Below are 16,837 nucleotides of genomic sequence, written 5' to 3' on the forward strand. Positions count from 1 at the left end.
CGCACGGTTTTCTCAAGTCTTGCAGTTTGGTTTAAAAAACGATAGCAACAAACCGCCTGATGACCTATGCAGCATGCAACCCGACTGAGCTTGCCTTGGTCGAAACGGTATCATTTTAGCGCAAGCTTCGAAAGTAGTCCGACAGTTTTTGGATTCCTTCTGAGGTTACGTTCGACTCGTCGCACTGGATGACTTCCAAACGGGGAAGCGATTTCAAGTGCTCTAGTCCTTGATCTGTAATAGTTGTCCGGTCGAGTCCAATCGCAGTAAGCTTTCTACATTCGACGAACTGCGCTAGATCTTCATCTTTTACCGTCGTGCCTGACAACTGAACTTGTTCGAGATTGGGAAGGCCTTTCAAATGCCTCAGTAAATCTGAATGATAGGTTTCTGTCGTAAATTCGACGGCGTGGGCCATGCTTGTTGGCGATTTCTTGACGACTCGAACGCCGCGCAGCAGCAGAGCAAGAACATCGCGATCGTCATCTAGCAAGACTCCCTCGACTTCCTCTGCGCTAGAGTCCATGAATTCTTGTATCGAAATACTCGCAACCTCGCCGTCGGGTCGCATTAGAAAATATTGGTCATCGAGCAATTCTCGAGGATCAGATATATGCAGTTTGTCGCCTGGCGTAGCAGTACGAGCAAAATACGCTCGCAGCAGACGCCGCTCGTTGGGAAAAGGCACGGCTAGCTCTCCCCAACCTCGGATTACTTGTGTGCCATCTTTTGTTGTGATTAAACCGCTTGGAATTTTCCCTGAATAAAGAACATTTGCGTATCCATGATCGACGACTCCCCAATAGAAACCAACCGGGTAGATCAACAGGGCGGCAGCCCAAAAGTATTCCCAGCGATTTACATCTGTGCGTTTGCGTGCTGCCATCTGCATCACCCAAAACCCTACAATCGCGCTAGCAAAGTTCCATGCAAAGACGCTGTAATTCCAGTTTCTAAAAAGTGGCGATAGAAAAACGATGATACCGAAATGCATCGCGATTCCTAACCAAGAGGCCCACCGCGGCAGAACAATGGCCATAACTCCAAGGATGATTTCTAAGGCGGCGATCTTAAGCGCAAAGCCGATGTACCAATCGTTTGCCGGGAGTCCGCTACTGTACAGCAATTCCCAAGCGCGCGGGCCAAACCAATCCGAAGAAAACAATTTGTGAAGCCCAGACCAGAGCCAAAGACAGACGAAGAACCAGCGTGTAACATCGCGAGCGAACGGATTAATGCAGGCTGCCATCAAAATCACCATCGCAAGAAACTGCGGTTGGGCGCGCATTTGATCGGCCAGAGTTGCCACGAGAAGAACCAAGGAGTGGACAGCGAGCCCTTCCCGTGGTTTGAACCAAGCAAAAATTAAGCTGATCAGCAGGAGAACGCCGAATGGAATCTGCGGCACCTCGATCACGGGCAGATGGGGCGGGTGCGTTCGAACTTGCCATAGCGGCCAAGTAACTAGAATCGTGATCGCTTGGCAGATAACGCATAGCAAGTACAGACGCCTCGATGTCTCATTGGCCCCGACAACACCCAACAAACGCTGCTCGAGAGTCGCAATTTTCTCAATTAGCGGGCGTTGATTTGCTGTGGCAATACTATTGCTATTTTCACCCATTCACGTCGCTCTGATGAAAACTCAAGTCCTGTCTATTTCTTATCGATCACTTCCATGTGCAACATTGACGGCACAAGGAGAGATAGAGGTCACTCGCTTGCCTTATCCAAACCAAGACGCAGTGCAACAAGTTTGTCACCACCTCGCAATACGAGCAAACCGTTCGCGTATACCGGAGGAGCCCAAACTGGCGTGCCAAGTAAGTCGACTTTTTGGGCCGCGGTTCGGTCCAACAAATTTTGCTCGGCTAAGACCTCCATTTTCTCCGGATTGGGTTTGATCAACTGAAGCACTCCGTATTCGTCTACAACAATCAAGTGCTCTCCAATCGCAATAACACTACCGCGAGCATGAGTTCGGTGAGACCAGAGCATCTTACCTTCTTCCCAGTCGACGGCTCGCAGATCGGAGTCGGGTTCATTGCGTCCACTGCTACCATAAAGTACTCCGTCGATCAAAACTGGTGTTGCCCAATGTGCTCGCATCGACTGATTCTTGCGTGAGGCAGGATCGGCCCAAATCAGGTTCAACTTTCCGTTTGCGAAGTGGAGCATTCGTGAGCCCAATTCGTAAGTTTCGGAAATGAAGACTTCGTTCCCGTTCACGACGGGCCAAGCCGCGTTGACACTTTCGTTGATTTCGGCGCGAAACGGGAAAAAGTCCGCTTCCTTACCAGTATCTGGATCGAAAACCATAAGGCCTTCTCGCATGAACGCAAAGCACCATCGCTTGCCGTCTATTTCGTGAATCGTTGGAGCCGCATAGCTGGCCAGATACGAGCCAACGCGGTAGATTTCCTTCCCTGACTGCAAGTCAAAAGCGACAATCCCACTATCGCTGCCTTTCAATCGATTTAGCTGACCAAGGTTGGCTGGACGTCTATCATTCGCCGAAGGTGATCCCCCCACCATTACCAACAATTTGTCACGATGTATCAACGGTGTCGATCCGACGCCGAAGAAGTTCGGGATGACTCCGTATTCTTCGGAGCAATTTTTTTCCCAAAGCACTTCACCGGTCGCCGCATTCATCACAGCAAGATGCCCGGTTGCGCCGTATGATGCTACAAATTTTGCATTCGCAACCGGCATTGCACGCGGACCATTGTTGTAGCCAAAGCTGTCCCGATACTGAACAGGAAAGTTCGCGGTCCAGACTACTTTCGCATTGTCTGCATCATAACAAGTAAGCCGTTCATCGTTTCCGTAACGATCAAAATGAAACATTCTTCCATTGCTTATGACCGCATTGCCGTACCCTTCGCCAACTTGAATATTCCAGGCAACCGGCAGACCGCCGGTCCAGTCGAACCTAATTGGTTCTGCGGGTATCTTTGCATCGTCGTTAGGTCCAAGCATTCGCCCCCAATCTTGGTTTCGCACTCCTTGGCCCAGAGATTCTTGACACAGATTTGAGCCCCCAAGTGCTAGAATGAGAACCAAAAATGGGGCAAGTCGAATGCGTGCCGTCATAAATTGGCCGACGATACTTAAAGAAAAATCCATTTTGCACCCTCAGACTTTGTAACAAAACTGCACTAATATGGCTCAGAAATATGGCACAGACAGTCGCTTGGCCATCGCGAATTGGGCTGATGCAGATTGCCGGAGCTTTCGGAAAACAGTACTAGAATACTCTACTATGCAAACATTGTGGATTCGATGAAAGACCTTCGTATCAATGAACGCCTAACTATTCCAGCCAGTCAACTGGATATCCAACAAGTCCGCAGTAGCGGCCCGGGGGGGCAGAACGTCAATAAAGTCGCGACGAAAATCGTTCTGACTTGGACAATTGACTGCGAGCTGATTGGAGCTCCATCTGTGGTAGCCAAGCTGCGGCGGTTGGCGGGACAGCGGTTGACGAAGAACGATCAGATTCAGATTGCTTCGCAGGAAACTCGCAGTGCCGAACGCAACCTGCAGAATGCAATTCAACGATTTCGCATTTTGCTTCTGCAAGCGTACGAAAAGCCGAAACCGCGTATTGCGACCAAACCAAGTCGTGGAAGTAAGGAACGGCGGCTGGATGCAAAGCTCCGAACAGGTGAAAAGAAGGAATCGCGGCAACGGCAGCAGTGGGACTAGCTCGATCGTCGACGAATTAGCTCAAATGACGTCTGACAATAATTGTGTGACAATTTCAAGCTCCGCAACTCTCGCTGAATAGGATCTGCTACCATAGATTGCAGCAACTGAAATCGCGTTGCGCAGAATCTATGCGAATATCAAAACCACTGCATCAAGGGATCCCACCATGCCCAATATTCTTTTGGTTGAAGACAGCGCTACGCAGGCCATGCAGATGCGGATCTTGCTCGAATCTGCCGGTCACGAAGTTTTCTGTGCAGAAGACGGGCAATGCGCAATCGAATGTTTAGCGAATAGTCCGTGTGAGTTGGTCGTTACGGACCTCGAAATGCCACAGATGAACGGCTTGCAATTGGTTGAACGAATGCGGCTCGACTTTCCGCATATTCCAAGTGTTCTTGTCACTGCTCGAGGTTCCGAACAGCTTGCGGCCGAAGCGTTGCAATGTGGTGCTGCCGCGTACGTACCAAAGTCACTTCTTGAGACACTGCTTCTAAAGACAGTGGAAGACGTTCTCGGCGTATTGCGTACCGATCGAACCTACGCCCAATTGATCGATTCGACTATTCAGAATCACTTTATCTTGGAACTTCCGAGCGATCCATCTTTCATCGCCTCAGCCGTCGATTTGCCGATTCAGATTGCCGCCGGCATGGAGCTTCTGGACGGAACCGAACTTCATCGTTTGAGTACTGCCATCAGAGAAGGTTTGTGTAATGCTCTTTATCGAGGCAATCTTGAACTGGCTCATGACCAGTGGTGCGATGAGCAGGATTTCGACGAAGGGGGCATAGCTGTCTCGCCACTGGTAGCCGAACGACTGAGTAAGGAGCCATTCAAAGATCGAAAGATTCGCTACGATGTTCTCTTAACCAAAGATTTCATTCGAGTCATCATTACCGATGGCGGGCCGGGGTTCGACGTCAGCAACGTGCCTATCAAAGGAGATCCTCGATCAATGGAAGATTCCATCGGAAGAGGATTAGTGCTGATTCAAGCGATGATGGACGATGTGAAGTTTAATCCCGCAGGCAATCAAATCACCATGATCAAACGCTGCCGAACTCAACCGTCGAATCAAGACTAGAATTTAGTAACGCCGGCACCGTGCAGCTACGATGGTGTGCAGCTACGAAGGAAGGAGCAGTTCGACATGAGTCCGTCTCTGCATTCTGTTTCGTTTGAATCGCTAATCAACGATCTACCATTCTGCGTGCTTCTCAAAGACGCGCAAGGTCGTCGCGTCTACGCCAATTCGCAGTACCTCTCGCTGCACAAGAGAAGCTTGTCCGAAATCGTGGGCAAATCGGATTATGACTTATTCCCGCAGGAGCTTGCGGACGGGTATAGAAAAGACGACACACACGTGATGCAAACGGGTGAAACCATTCATCGAATGGAGGAACATCTCAAGCCAGACCAGCAAATCAGTTGGGTGGAAATCTTCAAAGCGCCGTGGAAAAGTCGTGACAACGAACTGTTGGGTGTAGTTCTTCTGTTTTTCGATGCCACCGAGAAGAAAAAGACGCAGAACGAGCTTAATTACGAACGCGCCTTGTTACATGCGCTCCTGGACAATATCCCTGATTCAATCTATTTCAAAGACCGACAGAGTCGCTTTGTCCGAATCAGTCGGTCCATGGCGGAAAAGTTTTGCTTCGGAGACCCTGACAGCGTCGTTGGCAAAACCGACGCTGATATCTTTACAGAGGTTCACGCACAACGTGCTTTGGCTGACGAGCAGCGAATCATGGAAACTCGTGAGCCGATGATCAGCAAGATTGAAAGGGAGACATGGCCTAACCGTGAAGACACGTGGTGCTCGACAACCAAACTTCCCCTGCTGGACGACCAACAACAAGTGGTTGGAACATTTGGTGTATCGCGCGATATCACTGAAATCAAGAAGATTCAGGATGCGCTAGAGGCCGCGACCGAGAGTGCAAATCGAGCAAATCGTGCCAAGAGCGAATTCCTTGCAAACATGAGTCACGAGATTCGAACGCCGATGAACGGAATTATGGGAATGGCGGAACTGCTAGCCGACACTTCACTTGATTCGCAGCAACGCGGATACGTGAAGATGGTCCAGCAATCCGCGCATTCGTTGCTGCGAATTCTGAACGACATCTTAGATTTTTCAAAGATCGAAGCGGGAAAACTGGATCTGGAATTGCTTCCAACGGACATTCGCGCCTGTATCGATTCCGCAATGAAAGGTTTGGGGCTTCGCGCAGCACAGAAGAATCTCGAACTGGCGGTGCGGATTGATCCCAAGATACCCGACTATTTGTTATGCGACTGCGGGCGATTGCAGCAAGTCCTAGTTAACTTAGTAGGCAATGCGATCAAGTTTACTGAACGTGGCGAAGTTGTCATCAACGCCCAATATGCAAGCGGCCCGCCGACAACGAGTGAGGTAACAATACACTTTGCGATTCGCGATACAGGAATCGGCATCACACCAAGTCAACTTAAATCTGTTTTTGAGGCCTTCTCACAAGCGGATGCTTCCACGACACGCAAGTACGGAGGTACTGGCCTGGGACTGGCTATTTCCTCGCAGCTTGTGGAGATGATGAAAGGAAAAATTTGGGCTGAAAGCAAGTACGGTGAAGGCACAACATTTCATTTCACAGCCCAATTTGGAACTACGGACGATGTGAAAATCGATGCACATCACCACCATGATTACGAGGGTAAATCGGTCCTAGTTGTAGATGACAATCAAACCAATCGCGTAATCTTACGCGAAACCCTTAGCAAAGTAGGATTTTCCGTCACCAGCGTCCAATCGCCTAAACAAGCGATTGTGCAGTATGAAAATCGTCTAGAGAATCGAAAGCGTTTTGACTTGATAATCGTCGATCATATGATGCCTGTGGTCGATGGCTTCCGGCTGGTGCAACAACTCGAGCAGATCGCAGGCCCTTCACTTCCGCCAATTCTCATCTATACGTCGGGATTGGTACCAGCCGACACGAGTCAGATCCATTCAAAGTTCGCCGTGCTAAGTAAACCCGCTCTTCAGTCAGAACTATTAAACGCCATCGGAAATCTCTTGAGTGACAACGATGGTCCACTCCAGAAGGAACAAAGGGAACGTCATCGCCATTCCAAAACACTTCAAATATTGCTGGCAGAGGACGGCGCCGTAAATCAAGCCGTCGCAGTTGGATTGCTAGAGCGAGCCGGGCATAACGTTGTAACCGTCGAGGACGGACAAGCCGCCGTCGATGCGTGGAGGACGCATAGTTTCGATGTGATCCTGATGGACCTGCAAATGCCGATTATGGATGGAATTGCCGCGACGCAGAAGATACGCGAGAGTGAGCTTGCACGTTCGACATCACATATTCCGATTGTCGCGCTCACGGCAGCCGCGATGAAAGGGGATCGGGAGCGATGCTTAAATGCCGGCATGGATTTCTATCTTGACAAGCCGATTATCGTCGAGCAACTAAATGAACTGTTGGAACAAATTATTAGAGGCGAGACTTCGGCTCATGCGAGTTTGCCCGAGCAGGTTGAGCCTGCGCCTTTACAGGACGCTGAAACCTCAGACGTTGATTCGCAGCCGCATGGGAGCCTTCAAGTGAACGAGAATGTCGGCACCGGTTCGCCTCCCCTTTCGACGTTAGTCGACGGGACCGATTTTCCCAAGCCTTCAGGTCTGCCGCTTAACCCGACGGCCCCTTTGCATAGATTAAGGTGCAAGCCACAGCAATTGCGTGCGCTTCTGGAGACTTTAGCGAGCGAAACGGAACAACGTGTCGCGCAGCTTTCGACGGGCTTTGAATTCAACGATATCGAACTCGTCACGCGGGCTTCCCACTCTCTTAAGAGCGCTGCTCTGCTCTTCGAAGCTAAAAAATTGGCGACAACCGCAGGCGAAATCGAGGAATTGAGCCGACAGGGGAATCTTCAAGCAGCTGTGACCACATTCGAGACCCTTTGTTTGGCTGCCAACGAAGTCAAATCGGCAATCCGCGTCTGGCTCGAGGAATCGTCGGCCTGAAAATCCCTCCAATAACGCTCTGAAGATCGGCGAGGGCGACCTCCATGACGACTGCGAGGACGTCGGTTGATTCCAGCTGTCCGAAAGATACCAAACTGTCGATTTGCGGATCACCTCTCGTTTTTATGGATTTCTGATACGTTTTCGCATCTTTTTGCAGAGAAATGGCCCGCCCCTCTGGTTTTCTGGCGATGAACCGCAAAGATTGTCTTAACGTTTCGTCACTTCCGCAGTGCATTTTGCATTTGAGGGCCGTTCGCCGACGTTGAAAACATTCTGTATTTGCAGAATTTGTAATATATACTTTTGATAGCGATATCTCGGGTCTACGATATAATCGCTTCCCTTACCTTTTCTCTCTCAAAAGATTGCATGTTGAATCGAGCACATAAGAGTTTGGGCGACATGAAACAAAACAAACATTTAGACGACCTGCTGGGCAGCTGGGAATTTCACCCGCAGACACTCGGTGTTCGACTGGTCAAAGGGCAAGACGGTCGCGACGTAATCCAAATGCGTGTCGATCTTGGAGTCCTTCAAATGGAAACGCAAGGCCGCCCCGACGGGCACCGCCCTGAAGGCTTTGCAGATTACCTCAGCTTATTGATCGACGCTGAACGCGAAGACGAGAGCTTTGAGATGACTGAAGAGCAATGCTTTGAAGCAGATCGCGAGTTTGTCCAGTTTTATCACCGACGCATATCTTGGTTAAGACTGCAGCATTATCAACGCGCTGTGCAGGATGCAGACCATACGCTTGCCTTGATGGATCTTTGCCGTGACCATTCTGCCGATGATGAATGGACGATGACCCACGAGCAGTATCGCCCATTCGTTTTGTTTCATCGGACGCAGGCCGCCGCTCTTGCTTTGATCGACGAAGATCAACCGGAATTCGCCGTTGAAGAGATAAACCTAGGTCTGCAAGCGATTCGTGCGGTGTTTGAAGAGCATGACGCAATTGAGGCGTTTGAAGACGACGAAATGGTCCTACGCTTGCAAGAACTGGCTGAAAAGCTTCAGTCTGAGTACAGTGCCGAGCCGAGTCTTCATGACCAACTTGCCAATGCGGTCAAATCGGAACAGTATGAACTTGCAGCGAGACTGCGAGACGAGCTAGCGCGAAAAACGGATAATTGAAGCGACCATATATTGGGCAGCAGCCTAGCCCCACAAGTATAGCTTTGAAGTGTGGGAAGGTTGCTCGTCAAATGGGTTTGATTCAATAAACCCATCGCTAATTCCCAAGCTAACGAGATCGCCCGAGCCTTGGTTTGTCACCAGTTCAATCGTACCCTCGGGCGCGCGTCGAATAAGTCTGAACCACACCAACGGCAATTTCTGACCGTCGTCAATTGCCTTGATTGCGACAGGCTCCCCTTCGAGGACGCTGTCATTCATACCAGCCATAATCTTCATGAGCGGCAATGCAATACGTCGCGCCGTCACCGCAACGCTTACAGGATTGCCAGGCAGCCCGCAAATGAGTTGCCCCTCAGGTCCAACTCCGCCGAACACCGGTTTTCCCGGTCGAATGGGAAGCCTGTGAAAAATAGTGCGAACGCCTAACTCGCGAAGAATCGCCGGGACGTGATCGTAATCGCCTACCGATACACCGCCTGACAGCAAGATAACTTGGCTGTGCTCCAATGCGTCTGCTATGGCCCCTCGGATCACCAGCGGATCATCGGGAACCGATCTTCGCGAAATCGCGTCCACGAAGCTCAAACGTTTCAGTAAACTTTCAATTACGAGACCGTTGCTGTCACGAATTTGCCAAGCTTCCGCCGGCATTCCCGGTTCGACTAACTCACTGCCAGTATTGATGACGGAAACCGCCAGCGTTTGGCGAACGCTCACTTGCGCCGGAGCAAATGTCGCGGCGATCGCCATGGCCGTTGGAGTCAGCAGCGAGCCTGATTTCAAAACAATTTCGCCAGCGCGAACATTTTCGCCCTGCCGACGGACACTACGGCCTCTGACAAGTTCACTGTCAGCGAGGTCGAAAGTGACATGCCCAGCCGCATCTTCTTTGGCAAGTTCGCGCTGCACGACGGTATCCGCATTAAAGGGGATTGGTGCGCCGGTGAAGATCTTGGCAGCTTGCCCATCCCCAAGCGCAATTGCGGGTTGTCCGGCCACACATTCGCCGGCAACTTGTAAGGCGACGCCTGTGCGCCAACTTTCGCGGAGGATTGCATAGCCGTCCATCGCCGAGACGTCACATGCGGGACTGTCCCGATCTGCGACGAGGTTTGCAGCAAGTACTCGTCCAGCAATCGAATTGATCGGAACATATTCCGCGCCTATCTTCGCGATCTGTTGCGCCAGTTCGCTCATTGCGAAAGCAAGCGGACAGCCGTTGCTAGCCTCTCCATTTCCGACGCTCATCTGCACAACTCCACACTTCAAGAACGGATATTAAAATTCGCAAGCAGTATCCATTCTGGAGTTACAAACGTCGCAAGCCATCTTCGTGCATCGCGTTGGGAATATCAAAATCGATGTCATCCAAACGTTTGAGCGTTTCCTGGCTGAGCAGAACATCGCTTCCAGCCAGAGATTCTTTCAACTGTTCGACACTAGTTGCCCCGACAATGGTCGATGCCACAAAATCGTGCTGCTTGCTCCATGCCAAAGCAAGGGCGGCCGACGTCATATTGAGATCACGGGCTATGTTACTTACACGCTTAGCCACTTCAAGCGTTCTTGCGTTGACAAAGCGTTGAGCCATCCGCCGTTGTCGTTCGCCGCTTCCTTTGAGATAGTCTGTGAATCTGGCCCCTGCCGGTGGCGATTCGTTATACTTCCCGGTTAGGACACCACCACCCAACGGAGAATAGGGCAAGAGCGAGACACCTTCTTCGCGACAGACTTGTGCAAGCTCGCTTTCGCAGCGACGATTGATTAATGAAAAGTTGTTTTGCACACTTTGGTAGCGTGGTGTGTGGTGTTTTTCTGCAGCCCAAAGACTTTTCATCAACCCCCAGCTGGTCTCATTGCTACAGCCGATTATTCGCACTTTGCCTTGCTGAATCAAATCATCGAACGCCCCTAAAACTTCCTCGTATGGCAAGCCATGATCGGGCCAATGCGTTTGATAGAGATCGACATAGTCAGTTCCCAGTCGACGCAGTGAACTTTCGACTGAATTGACAATTTGCTTTCGGTCCAGGCACGTTTTTCCGAATCGAACTGGAGGTGTGAACCAACCATGCCCTGGGCCTGTGATCTTCGTAGCGATGATGAGAGACTCGCGGGGTTTGGTTTTCAGCCATTTCCCAACGATTTGCTCGGTCAGACCCACTGATCTCGCATCTGGAGGCACCGGGTAGATCTCGGCGGTGTCGTAAAAATCGATCCCTTCATCATAGGCTAGATCCATGATGCGATTCGAAGCCGCTTCGTCGCATTGCGAGCCGAAGGACATGGTGCCCATGCACACGCAGCTTACATATAGACCGCTGCGACCTAATCTTCTTCTTTCCATCGCCCCCCCTTCACCGATGCAGTCGTTGCTGCTCGGTCGCTCTCTTCATCGTAGTCAGCTGCGCCAGACGATTCTCGACTTAGAGATTTCCGACGCGGATCAAATTGATAAGGTCATCGCTGGACATCTTGCCGGCTCGATCGGCACCATCCAAAACGCCGGAGATCAGCTCGCGTTTTTCTTCGTGTAAGGCAAGAATCTGCTCTTCGATTGTATCTTTCGCCACCAAGCGGTAAACGGTGACGCTTCGCTCTTGTCCAATCCGATGCGCGCGGTCGGTGGCTTGATCTTCCACTGCAGGATTCCACCATGGATCCATGTGAATCACGTAATCCGCAGCCGTTAGATTCAAACCCGTACCACCAGCTTTCAACGAAATCAAGAATAGATCCCCTTGGCCAGCCTGAAACGCATCGATCGCATCTTGTCGCTTATTCGCCGGAGTACCGCCGTCCAGATACTGGTATGGAATATTTGCACGATCAAGGGCTTGGCGGACAAGTGTCAGGTGCTGAACGAACTGGCTGAAGACGAGCGCGCGATGCTCGCCTTCGCGTAGTTCGTCGACAATCTCCATCAGCATTTCCATTTTGGCCGACGTCCCAGTCCAACGCGAATCAACCAATCGCGGATGGCATGAGAGTTGACGTAGCTTGGTGAGCCATGCGAGCACACGAATTCTCTTTTGTTGATCCGATTCGCCAGATCCAGATTGCGTCAGGTCGCTCAACGCAGCCATGCGAGCAGCATCGTATCGCTTGCGTTCCTCTTCGCTCAGTTCCGCATACTGCACGATTTCGTTGCGTGGCGGCAACTCTTGTAAAACTTCGCGTTTGGTTCGCCGCAATATAAATGGACGCACAAGGCGACTTAGCCCCTGCAGTCGTTCCCGGTCACGATCTCGTTCGATTGGTTCTGCAAAATGCTTTCGGAATCTTTCCCACGACCCCAAGAGTCCCGGGCAGATGACTCGCATCAGCGACCAAAGTTCACCCAGATGATTTTCAAGCGGCGTACCAGAAAGAGCTAACTGCCAGCCGGTCTCGAGACGACGCACTGCTTGAGACGTCTTCGTTTGATAGTTCTTGATGAATTGAGCTTCGTCGAGCACGAGTGTGTGCCAGGGTCGCGATGCGAACATCTCGACATCACGCTGCAACAGTTGGTAACTAACAATCACTAGATCGCGAGGACCAGCGGCTTCGATTAGCTGTTGGCGGTCATGTTCGCGATACAGTTTTGCCTTTAAGGTCGGCGCGAAACGTTCCGTTTCACGCACCCAGTTTCCACCAACGCTGGTTGGTGCAACGATCAAGGCAGGGCCATCACCGCCACGCTCCAACAGAACGCCCAATGCCTGCACCGTTTTGCCTAAGCCCATGTCGTCGGCCAGCACGCCACCCATTTGCCAGTGCGACAGGCGACTAAGCCACTGAAAGCCTGCCTTTTGATAGTCTCGCAAATTGGCGTTCAGTTCGGCTGGCACTTCTGGATCTAACGACTGTGCTTCGGCCATTTTTAGCAGGGCCTCTTGCCACTTCAAATCGCTGACAACGTCGATGTCATCTCCAAGGGCTTCTTGAACGATTGACACTGCGGCACGGCCGATTTTGATAGGCCCGGATTCGTTTTGCGAAACGTCGGCTATCACACGAAGTCTTTGTCGCAATTGATCTGAAATGGCGGCAAACTGACTGTTTCCTAGCGGAATGAAGCGACGTCCTTGACGCAGTGCAGCTAATAGTTCCGCGAGCGGAATCTGAATTCCTTCGATTTCGGCAACGCCTTCTAGACCAAACCAATCGCGTTGCGAACTCAATCGAACTTGCAACTTGCGTGGCATAAGTTCGCCAACAAGTCGCATTTGTTGGGACTTTGGCCAGCACACGGTCAGGGCAGCTTCTCCCATGTCTTGAACACGAGAGATCAATTCAAGCGCAGCGTCGTCGGTTTCGGCCAACCATGTGTAAGGACCATCGTAAAACAGGTTTTGCAGGCCCAGCGTCTCTGCCCACTCGTCGCCTAGTCGAGCTTCTTCGGAAAGATCTCGCAACAACTGGAATCGCCCCGCCGCGGTAGCAACCCGCAATCGCTCGGGCTCAACCCCTGGAACCGGCGCATCATCGACTGCTTGACACGCAACTCGCAACATTACAACCAGCCCTGCCGGCTGTCGAGGAACCAAGTGAAGTTCAATCGCGGGAACAAGCTGCTGCTCCGGACCTGCTAACGACTGCGGCAATTCTACTTTGACGCTACGTTGTTTGGATTGCAGTGCCACGAGATCCGCAAAACGCTCGGCAGTCTCGTGATCAAATCGTGCAAAACGCGATCGAGTCATCGCCATCGACGACATCAGCGAATAGATCCCTGGATCAATTTCACTGGTAATTAAAGTGCGCCGAGATCGATCAGCGAGAATTACGAGATGGCGTCCCCGACCAAGCTCGTACAAGGTAATTCGGTCGCTGGAACAATCGAGGTCAAAGTCGGCGACGCGGAAACGCGGCCGATACATTTCGCCGTCTTCTTCCATACTTAACGTCACATCTTCGATGACGATATTGACGGGCTCATATTCACCCATGGTTTCTGCGGCAACACTAGGATGCCCCGGAAGCAGCCAAAGAATTTCTCGCAGCAATCGCGCGTAGTCTTCGGCATAACTACGATGGGACATCTCTACCATCGTTGCGATCATGCGATCGTGGGGGTGCTGATAAGCAGTGGCCGGAGCCGTTTCCAGAATGTTTTTGAGCTCCCGTCCCTTTGTCCAACCACCGCGCTTTTTCTCGCTTTGCATGTAACAAGTAATACTCGGCACCGTTCTGTTGCTGTACCGCGACTTAGGCTCCTGGAAAAAACCAGAAAGCCGCCATTGAAGACGCATCGACAGGTCTTCTTCGCCATCGGTAGGAATGGTTTCCGACCAGTTCGATTGCAAAGACTCAAACAGTGATTTCCCGATATCGCTACCATCGCTGCTGCGATGATTGAACCACTCGGCTGCTTCGGCATGCGAACGGAGTGTCAGTTTTTTACGAAGATCCTCAAGCGCCGCCACTACATGCAGGCATGGATCCTTGTTATCACACTCGCATGTAGATTGAATGGGTGAGAAACCGTCACCCATCGAATTCGACAATGCCACCGCCGGGGTATTCAGCAGCTTTTTGGGGATCGTCAGAATAACCTCGCCGACGTCAGCCCGAGCAGCGGCTAGATCATCCGAGCCCACATATTCGAAATGCAGATTGATAGCATCGATCGACTCCAGCAAGAGTGGATCGTTTTGCATACGACAGTGCCGAGCCAACAACAACTGTTGTGGTCTTACGTTTTTCAGGGCTTTGGAAATGAGTTCGATAACATGAACGATTTTATGCTCATCAACAATGCTTCTTGCTTCCAAAACCGAACTCCGCGACATACCCGATGCTCCGTGCTCTTACGACCACATATTGCCAACGCGATCTGCCTCCATGAGCTCGCCGCGATTTGGCAAAGATTACCAGTTTGGTCAGTTCTACCGTCTCTTTGCAAGACTAAACTGCATCTAAGTTAAGCGGCAAATCGTTTTGCATCACTTCAAGACGGCCAATAAAACATTAGCAAGCGAACTTTGGCACCATGTCCATCATTGACTTTGTCTTGCTAAGGTAAGAACCTCTCCCATTCCACCGCATTCAAGGTCGCCAACTCGCCGCTGAGCCCAACGGGCGGTCGGAACTGGAAAATGCGGATCGACGCAAGAACGCAAAAAGTTCCAGAGCAACGGAAGGAAACTTAATTCGAATTCGTAAGGCTTTGAAAGCGTCGCTCCCCACGTTTCTTCGCTATCGCGTGCCAGGATGATCGAACCGCGCCGCATTTGCCTTGCCCAGCCCGCTCCAATTCCACCGCGAACGACGATGGTACCAGCCACCATCCGCGTCGCTCCGCGTTCGCAAGCCGCACCCGCCACATAGATGACGCCGCGTCGCATCCGTTCTCCAACGTCGTCGCCCGCATCCCCACCAACGATCAGCTCTCCGCCGCGCATCCCGCGTCCGGAAACAGGCGAAACGGCACCTAAACGATCCCCAGCATGCTTCTCAATACGAATCCGCCCACGCTTCATGCCCGCCCCTGCAGCATCGCCCGCTTTACCCATGACGTGAATGCTGCCACCGGCCATTCCAAGCCCGAGGTTGTGCCCGGCGTCGCCAACCAATTGGATGGTACCGACAGTCATGCCAGCCCCCAGGTTGTCGAGCGTGATTCTACGACACTCGATCCGCACATCATTCGATGGCTTGCCTTCAACCGAGAATAGCTCTCCAAGCAAATACCCATTTGGCATGCGAATCGACTCGATTTGCGCAATACTCATGGCAGCCAAAGTTGCCGGAAGGAGCGACGAAGCGTCAAACCGCAACGTCGCAACACCAGCAATCTCCACCAACCGGAGGCCGCAGTCGATTTCACCCATGTAACAAGTTACCGCTCTCGGTGTTCAGTAAGGCCGATAGGTGCCGCTGCCGTAAGGATTGATGCCAGCAGGAATTGAATTGGGATTGTCACGGTAACCTTCCCCGTATGGCGAACTGCGTTGTTCGCGCTGCGAGCTAGATGGCGTTGTCTGTTGAGCAGAATATTCATCACCATACGGAGATTGATAGGCTTCCTTCTGCAAAGCCGACGACTTAGCACTTTGAGCGGCATAGTCATCACCGTAAGCACTTGTTCCATAAGCCTCTGGCGGCGTATTGTTCTTTTGCTGGCTCGCGCGATAGTCACTATCATTACCATATGGGGAAAAGACAGAAGAAGTACTGCCGGACGGAACAACAGGCTCAACAGCAACCATTTCGGCGGCCACCCCTTTCTGAGGGCTTTCCGATGTCATCAAATCCGCGACGTTGGTGCTCGGCTCGCTCGAAGTCGATACACTGACCCCGTCTAGAACCTTGGGGACCAAGTAAATGCCGCCAATAACTACCACCCCCAAAAACGCAACAACAATGCTAGCAACCACCGCAACAACCATTGCGGCGCCGCTGGAGCTTGACGAACGACCGTAACTAGACGACTGCCAAGCGGCGCTCTGATTTGGCTGATAGCTAGGCTTCACCGTTCGCAGGTCAGCCCAAGGGTCAGGCGGCGGGGTAGGCCGCGACTTTTGCAGCGGAGCGCCAGCCACACTTGTCGACTTTGCAGCCACAGCACTCACAACACCCGGCGGTGTCGGGACAATAAACTCGGTTCGGCAAGCTGGACAACGCCCTTTCCGGCCAGCATTCTCGGAGCTGACATCGAGCTGTTTACCGCAAGTGCAAGCGATTCGAAATTTCATCGTTGGTACTTTTAAAACTCTTATTCATTAATCTAGGGAGCTCACTTTAAGCCAGCTAGATCCTCAATTCAGTGTACAAGGGGCTGAGCTGAGTAGACAACAAAATTGAGAAACTATTTTATCGGTGGCCAACCTCTTCCGCTCTGGATTGGCGCCGTCTCATGAACTTGCAACGGCGGCGGGTGGTAAAATAGAACGGCTGGACTGACTTCTCGTAGTGAATAGTCGTCAACTAGCAAAATTTGACAAGCTCCAGTTTCAGCATCTCTTGTCGATCGGT

11 protein-coding genes are annotated in these 16,837 nt (G+C 51.6%); 4 read left to right on the forward strand and 7 right to left on the reverse strand.

Annotated features, from left to right (window positions below):
* Positions 1–115 precede the first annotated feature (115 nt).
* Together SH451x_RS24775 and SH451x_RS24780 are read right to left on the reverse strand one after the other, a co-directional pair.
* Positions 116–1,624 (reverse strand): MauE/DoxX family redox-associated membrane protein, encoded by a 1,509-nt coding sequence (locus SH451x_RS24775; RefSeq protein WP_479359977.1) that lies wholly within the window; start codon positions 1,622–1,624, stop codon positions 116–118.
* Between the two features lie 89 nt (positions 1,625–1,713).
* Positions 1,714–3,129 carry an outer membrane protein assembly factor BamB family protein gene (locus tag SH451x_RS24780; protein ID WP_479359979.1) on the reverse strand — a complete coding sequence of 472 codons (1,416 nt, stop codon included), beginning with the start codon at positions 3,127–3,129 and terminating at the stop codon, positions 1,714–1,716.
* Between the two features lie 156 nt (positions 3,130–3,285).
* On the opposite strand from SH451x_RS24780, the gene arfB reads away from it, so the two are divergent.
* From arfB to SH451x_RS24800, 4 genes are all read left to right on the forward strand, one after another.
* Positions 3,286–3,711, forward strand: coding sequence for an alternative ribosome rescue aminoacyl-tRNA hydrolase ArfB (gene arfB / locus SH451x_RS24785; protein WP_479359980.1), 426 nt, complete (start codon positions 3,286–3,288; stop codon positions 3,709–3,711).
* Positions 3,712–3,880: 169 nt separating this feature from the next.
* Positions 3,881–4,801 carry a response regulator gene (locus SH451x_RS24790; protein WP_479359981.1) on the forward strand — a complete coding sequence of 307 codons (921 nt, stop codon included), beginning with the start codon at positions 3,881–3,883 and terminating at the stop codon, positions 4,799–4,801.
* A gap of 66 nt (positions 4,802–4,867) precedes the next feature.
* Entirely contained in the window at positions 4,868–7,732 is a 2,865-nt protein-coding gene (locus SH451x_RS24795) for a PAS domain-containing protein (RefSeq protein ID WP_479359982.1), read from the forward strand.
* 405 nt (positions 7,733–8,137) lie between these two features.
* Positions 8,138–8,872: a UvrB/UvrC motif-containing protein gene (locus tag SH451x_RS24800; protein ID WP_479359984.1), complete on the forward strand. Its 735-nt coding sequence runs from the start codon at positions 8,138–8,140 to the stop codon at positions 8,870–8,872.
* Positions 8,873–8,896: 24 nt separating this feature from the next.
* On the opposite strand, the gene SH451x_RS24805 is transcribed toward SH451x_RS24800, so the two are convergent.
* From SH451x_RS24805 to SH451x_RS24825, 5 genes are all read right to left on the reverse strand, one after another.
* Complete coding sequence (locus tag SH451x_RS24805) at positions 8,897–10,123, reverse strand: molybdopterin molybdotransferase MoeA (protein ID WP_479359985.1); 1,227 nt, start codon at positions 10,121–10,123, stop codon at positions 8,897–8,899.
* A 61-nt stretch (positions 10,124–10,184) separates the two neighbouring features.
* Complete coding sequence (locus SH451x_RS24810) at positions 10,185–11,222, reverse strand: aldo/keto reductase (RefSeq protein WP_479359986.1); 1,038 nt, start codon at positions 11,220–11,222, stop codon at positions 10,185–10,187.
* Positions 11,223–11,301: 79 nt separating this feature from the next.
* Positions 11,302–14,520 carry a DEAD/DEAH box helicase gene (locus tag SH451x_RS24815; RefSeq protein ID WP_479359987.1) on the reverse strand — a complete coding sequence of 1,073 codons (3,219 nt, stop codon included), beginning with the start codon at positions 14,518–14,520 and terminating at the stop codon, positions 11,302–11,304.
* 339 nt (positions 14,521–14,859) lie between these two features.
* Positions 14,860–15,693, reverse strand: a complete 834-nt coding sequence (locus tag SH451x_RS24820) for a formylmethanofuran dehydrogenase subunit C (protein WP_479359989.1) — start codon at positions 15,691–15,693, stop codon at positions 14,860–14,862.
* Between the two features lie 24 nt (positions 15,694–15,717).
* The gene (locus SH451x_RS24825) at positions 15,718–16,557 is read right to left on the reverse strand and encodes a hypothetical protein (protein WP_479359991.1); all 840 of its coding nucleotides are present in this window, start codon (positions 16,555–16,557) and stop codon (positions 15,718–15,720) included.
* Between the last annotated feature and the right edge of the window lie 280 nt (positions 16,558–16,837).

It is taken from the genome of Njordella aestuarii (genome assembly GCF_056494165.1).

Excerpts from the sequence above, each read along its gene's own strand:
- SH451x_RS24775 (WP_479359977.1), bottom strand. The coding sequence starts at position 1,624 with ATGGGTGAAAATAGCAATAGTATTGCCACAGCAAATCAACGCCCGCTA.
- SH451x_RS24780 (WP_479359979.1), bottom strand. The coding sequence starts at position 3,129 with ATGGATTTTTCTTTAAGTATCGTCGGCCAATTTATGACGGCACGCATT.
- arfB (WP_479359980.1), top strand. The coding sequence starts at position 3,286 with ATGAAAGACCTTCGTATCAATGAACGCCTAACTATTCCAGCCAGTCAA.
- SH451x_RS24790 (WP_479359981.1), top strand. The coding sequence starts at position 3,881 with ATGCCCAATATTCTTTTGGTTGAAGACAGCGCTACGCAGGCCATGCAG.
- SH451x_RS24795 (WP_479359982.1), top strand. The coding sequence starts at position 4,868 with ATGAGTCCGTCTCTGCATTCTGTTTCGTTTGAATCGCTAATCAACGAT.
- SH451x_RS24800 (WP_479359984.1), top strand. The coding sequence starts at position 8,138 with ATGAAACAAAACAAACATTTAGACGACCTGCTGGGCAGCTGGGAATTT.
- SH451x_RS24805 (WP_479359985.1), bottom strand. The coding sequence starts at position 10,123 with ATGAGCGTCGGAAATGGAGAGGCTAGCAACGGCTGTCCGCTTGCTTTC.
- SH451x_RS24810 (WP_479359986.1), bottom strand. The coding sequence starts at position 11,222 with ATGGAAAGAAGAAGATTAGGTCGCAGCGGTCTATATGTAAGCTGCGTG.
- SH451x_RS24815 (WP_479359987.1), bottom strand. The coding sequence starts at position 14,520 with ATGCAAAACGATCCACTCTTGCTGGAGTCGATCGATGCTATCAATCTG.
- SH451x_RS24820 (WP_479359989.1), bottom strand. The coding sequence starts at position 15,693 with ATGGGTGAAATCGACTGCGGCCTCCGGTTGGTGGAGATTGCTGGTGTT.
- SH451x_RS24825 (WP_479359991.1), bottom strand. The coding sequence starts at position 16,557 with ATGAAATTTCGAATCGCTTGCACTTGCGGTAAACAGCTCGATGTCAGC.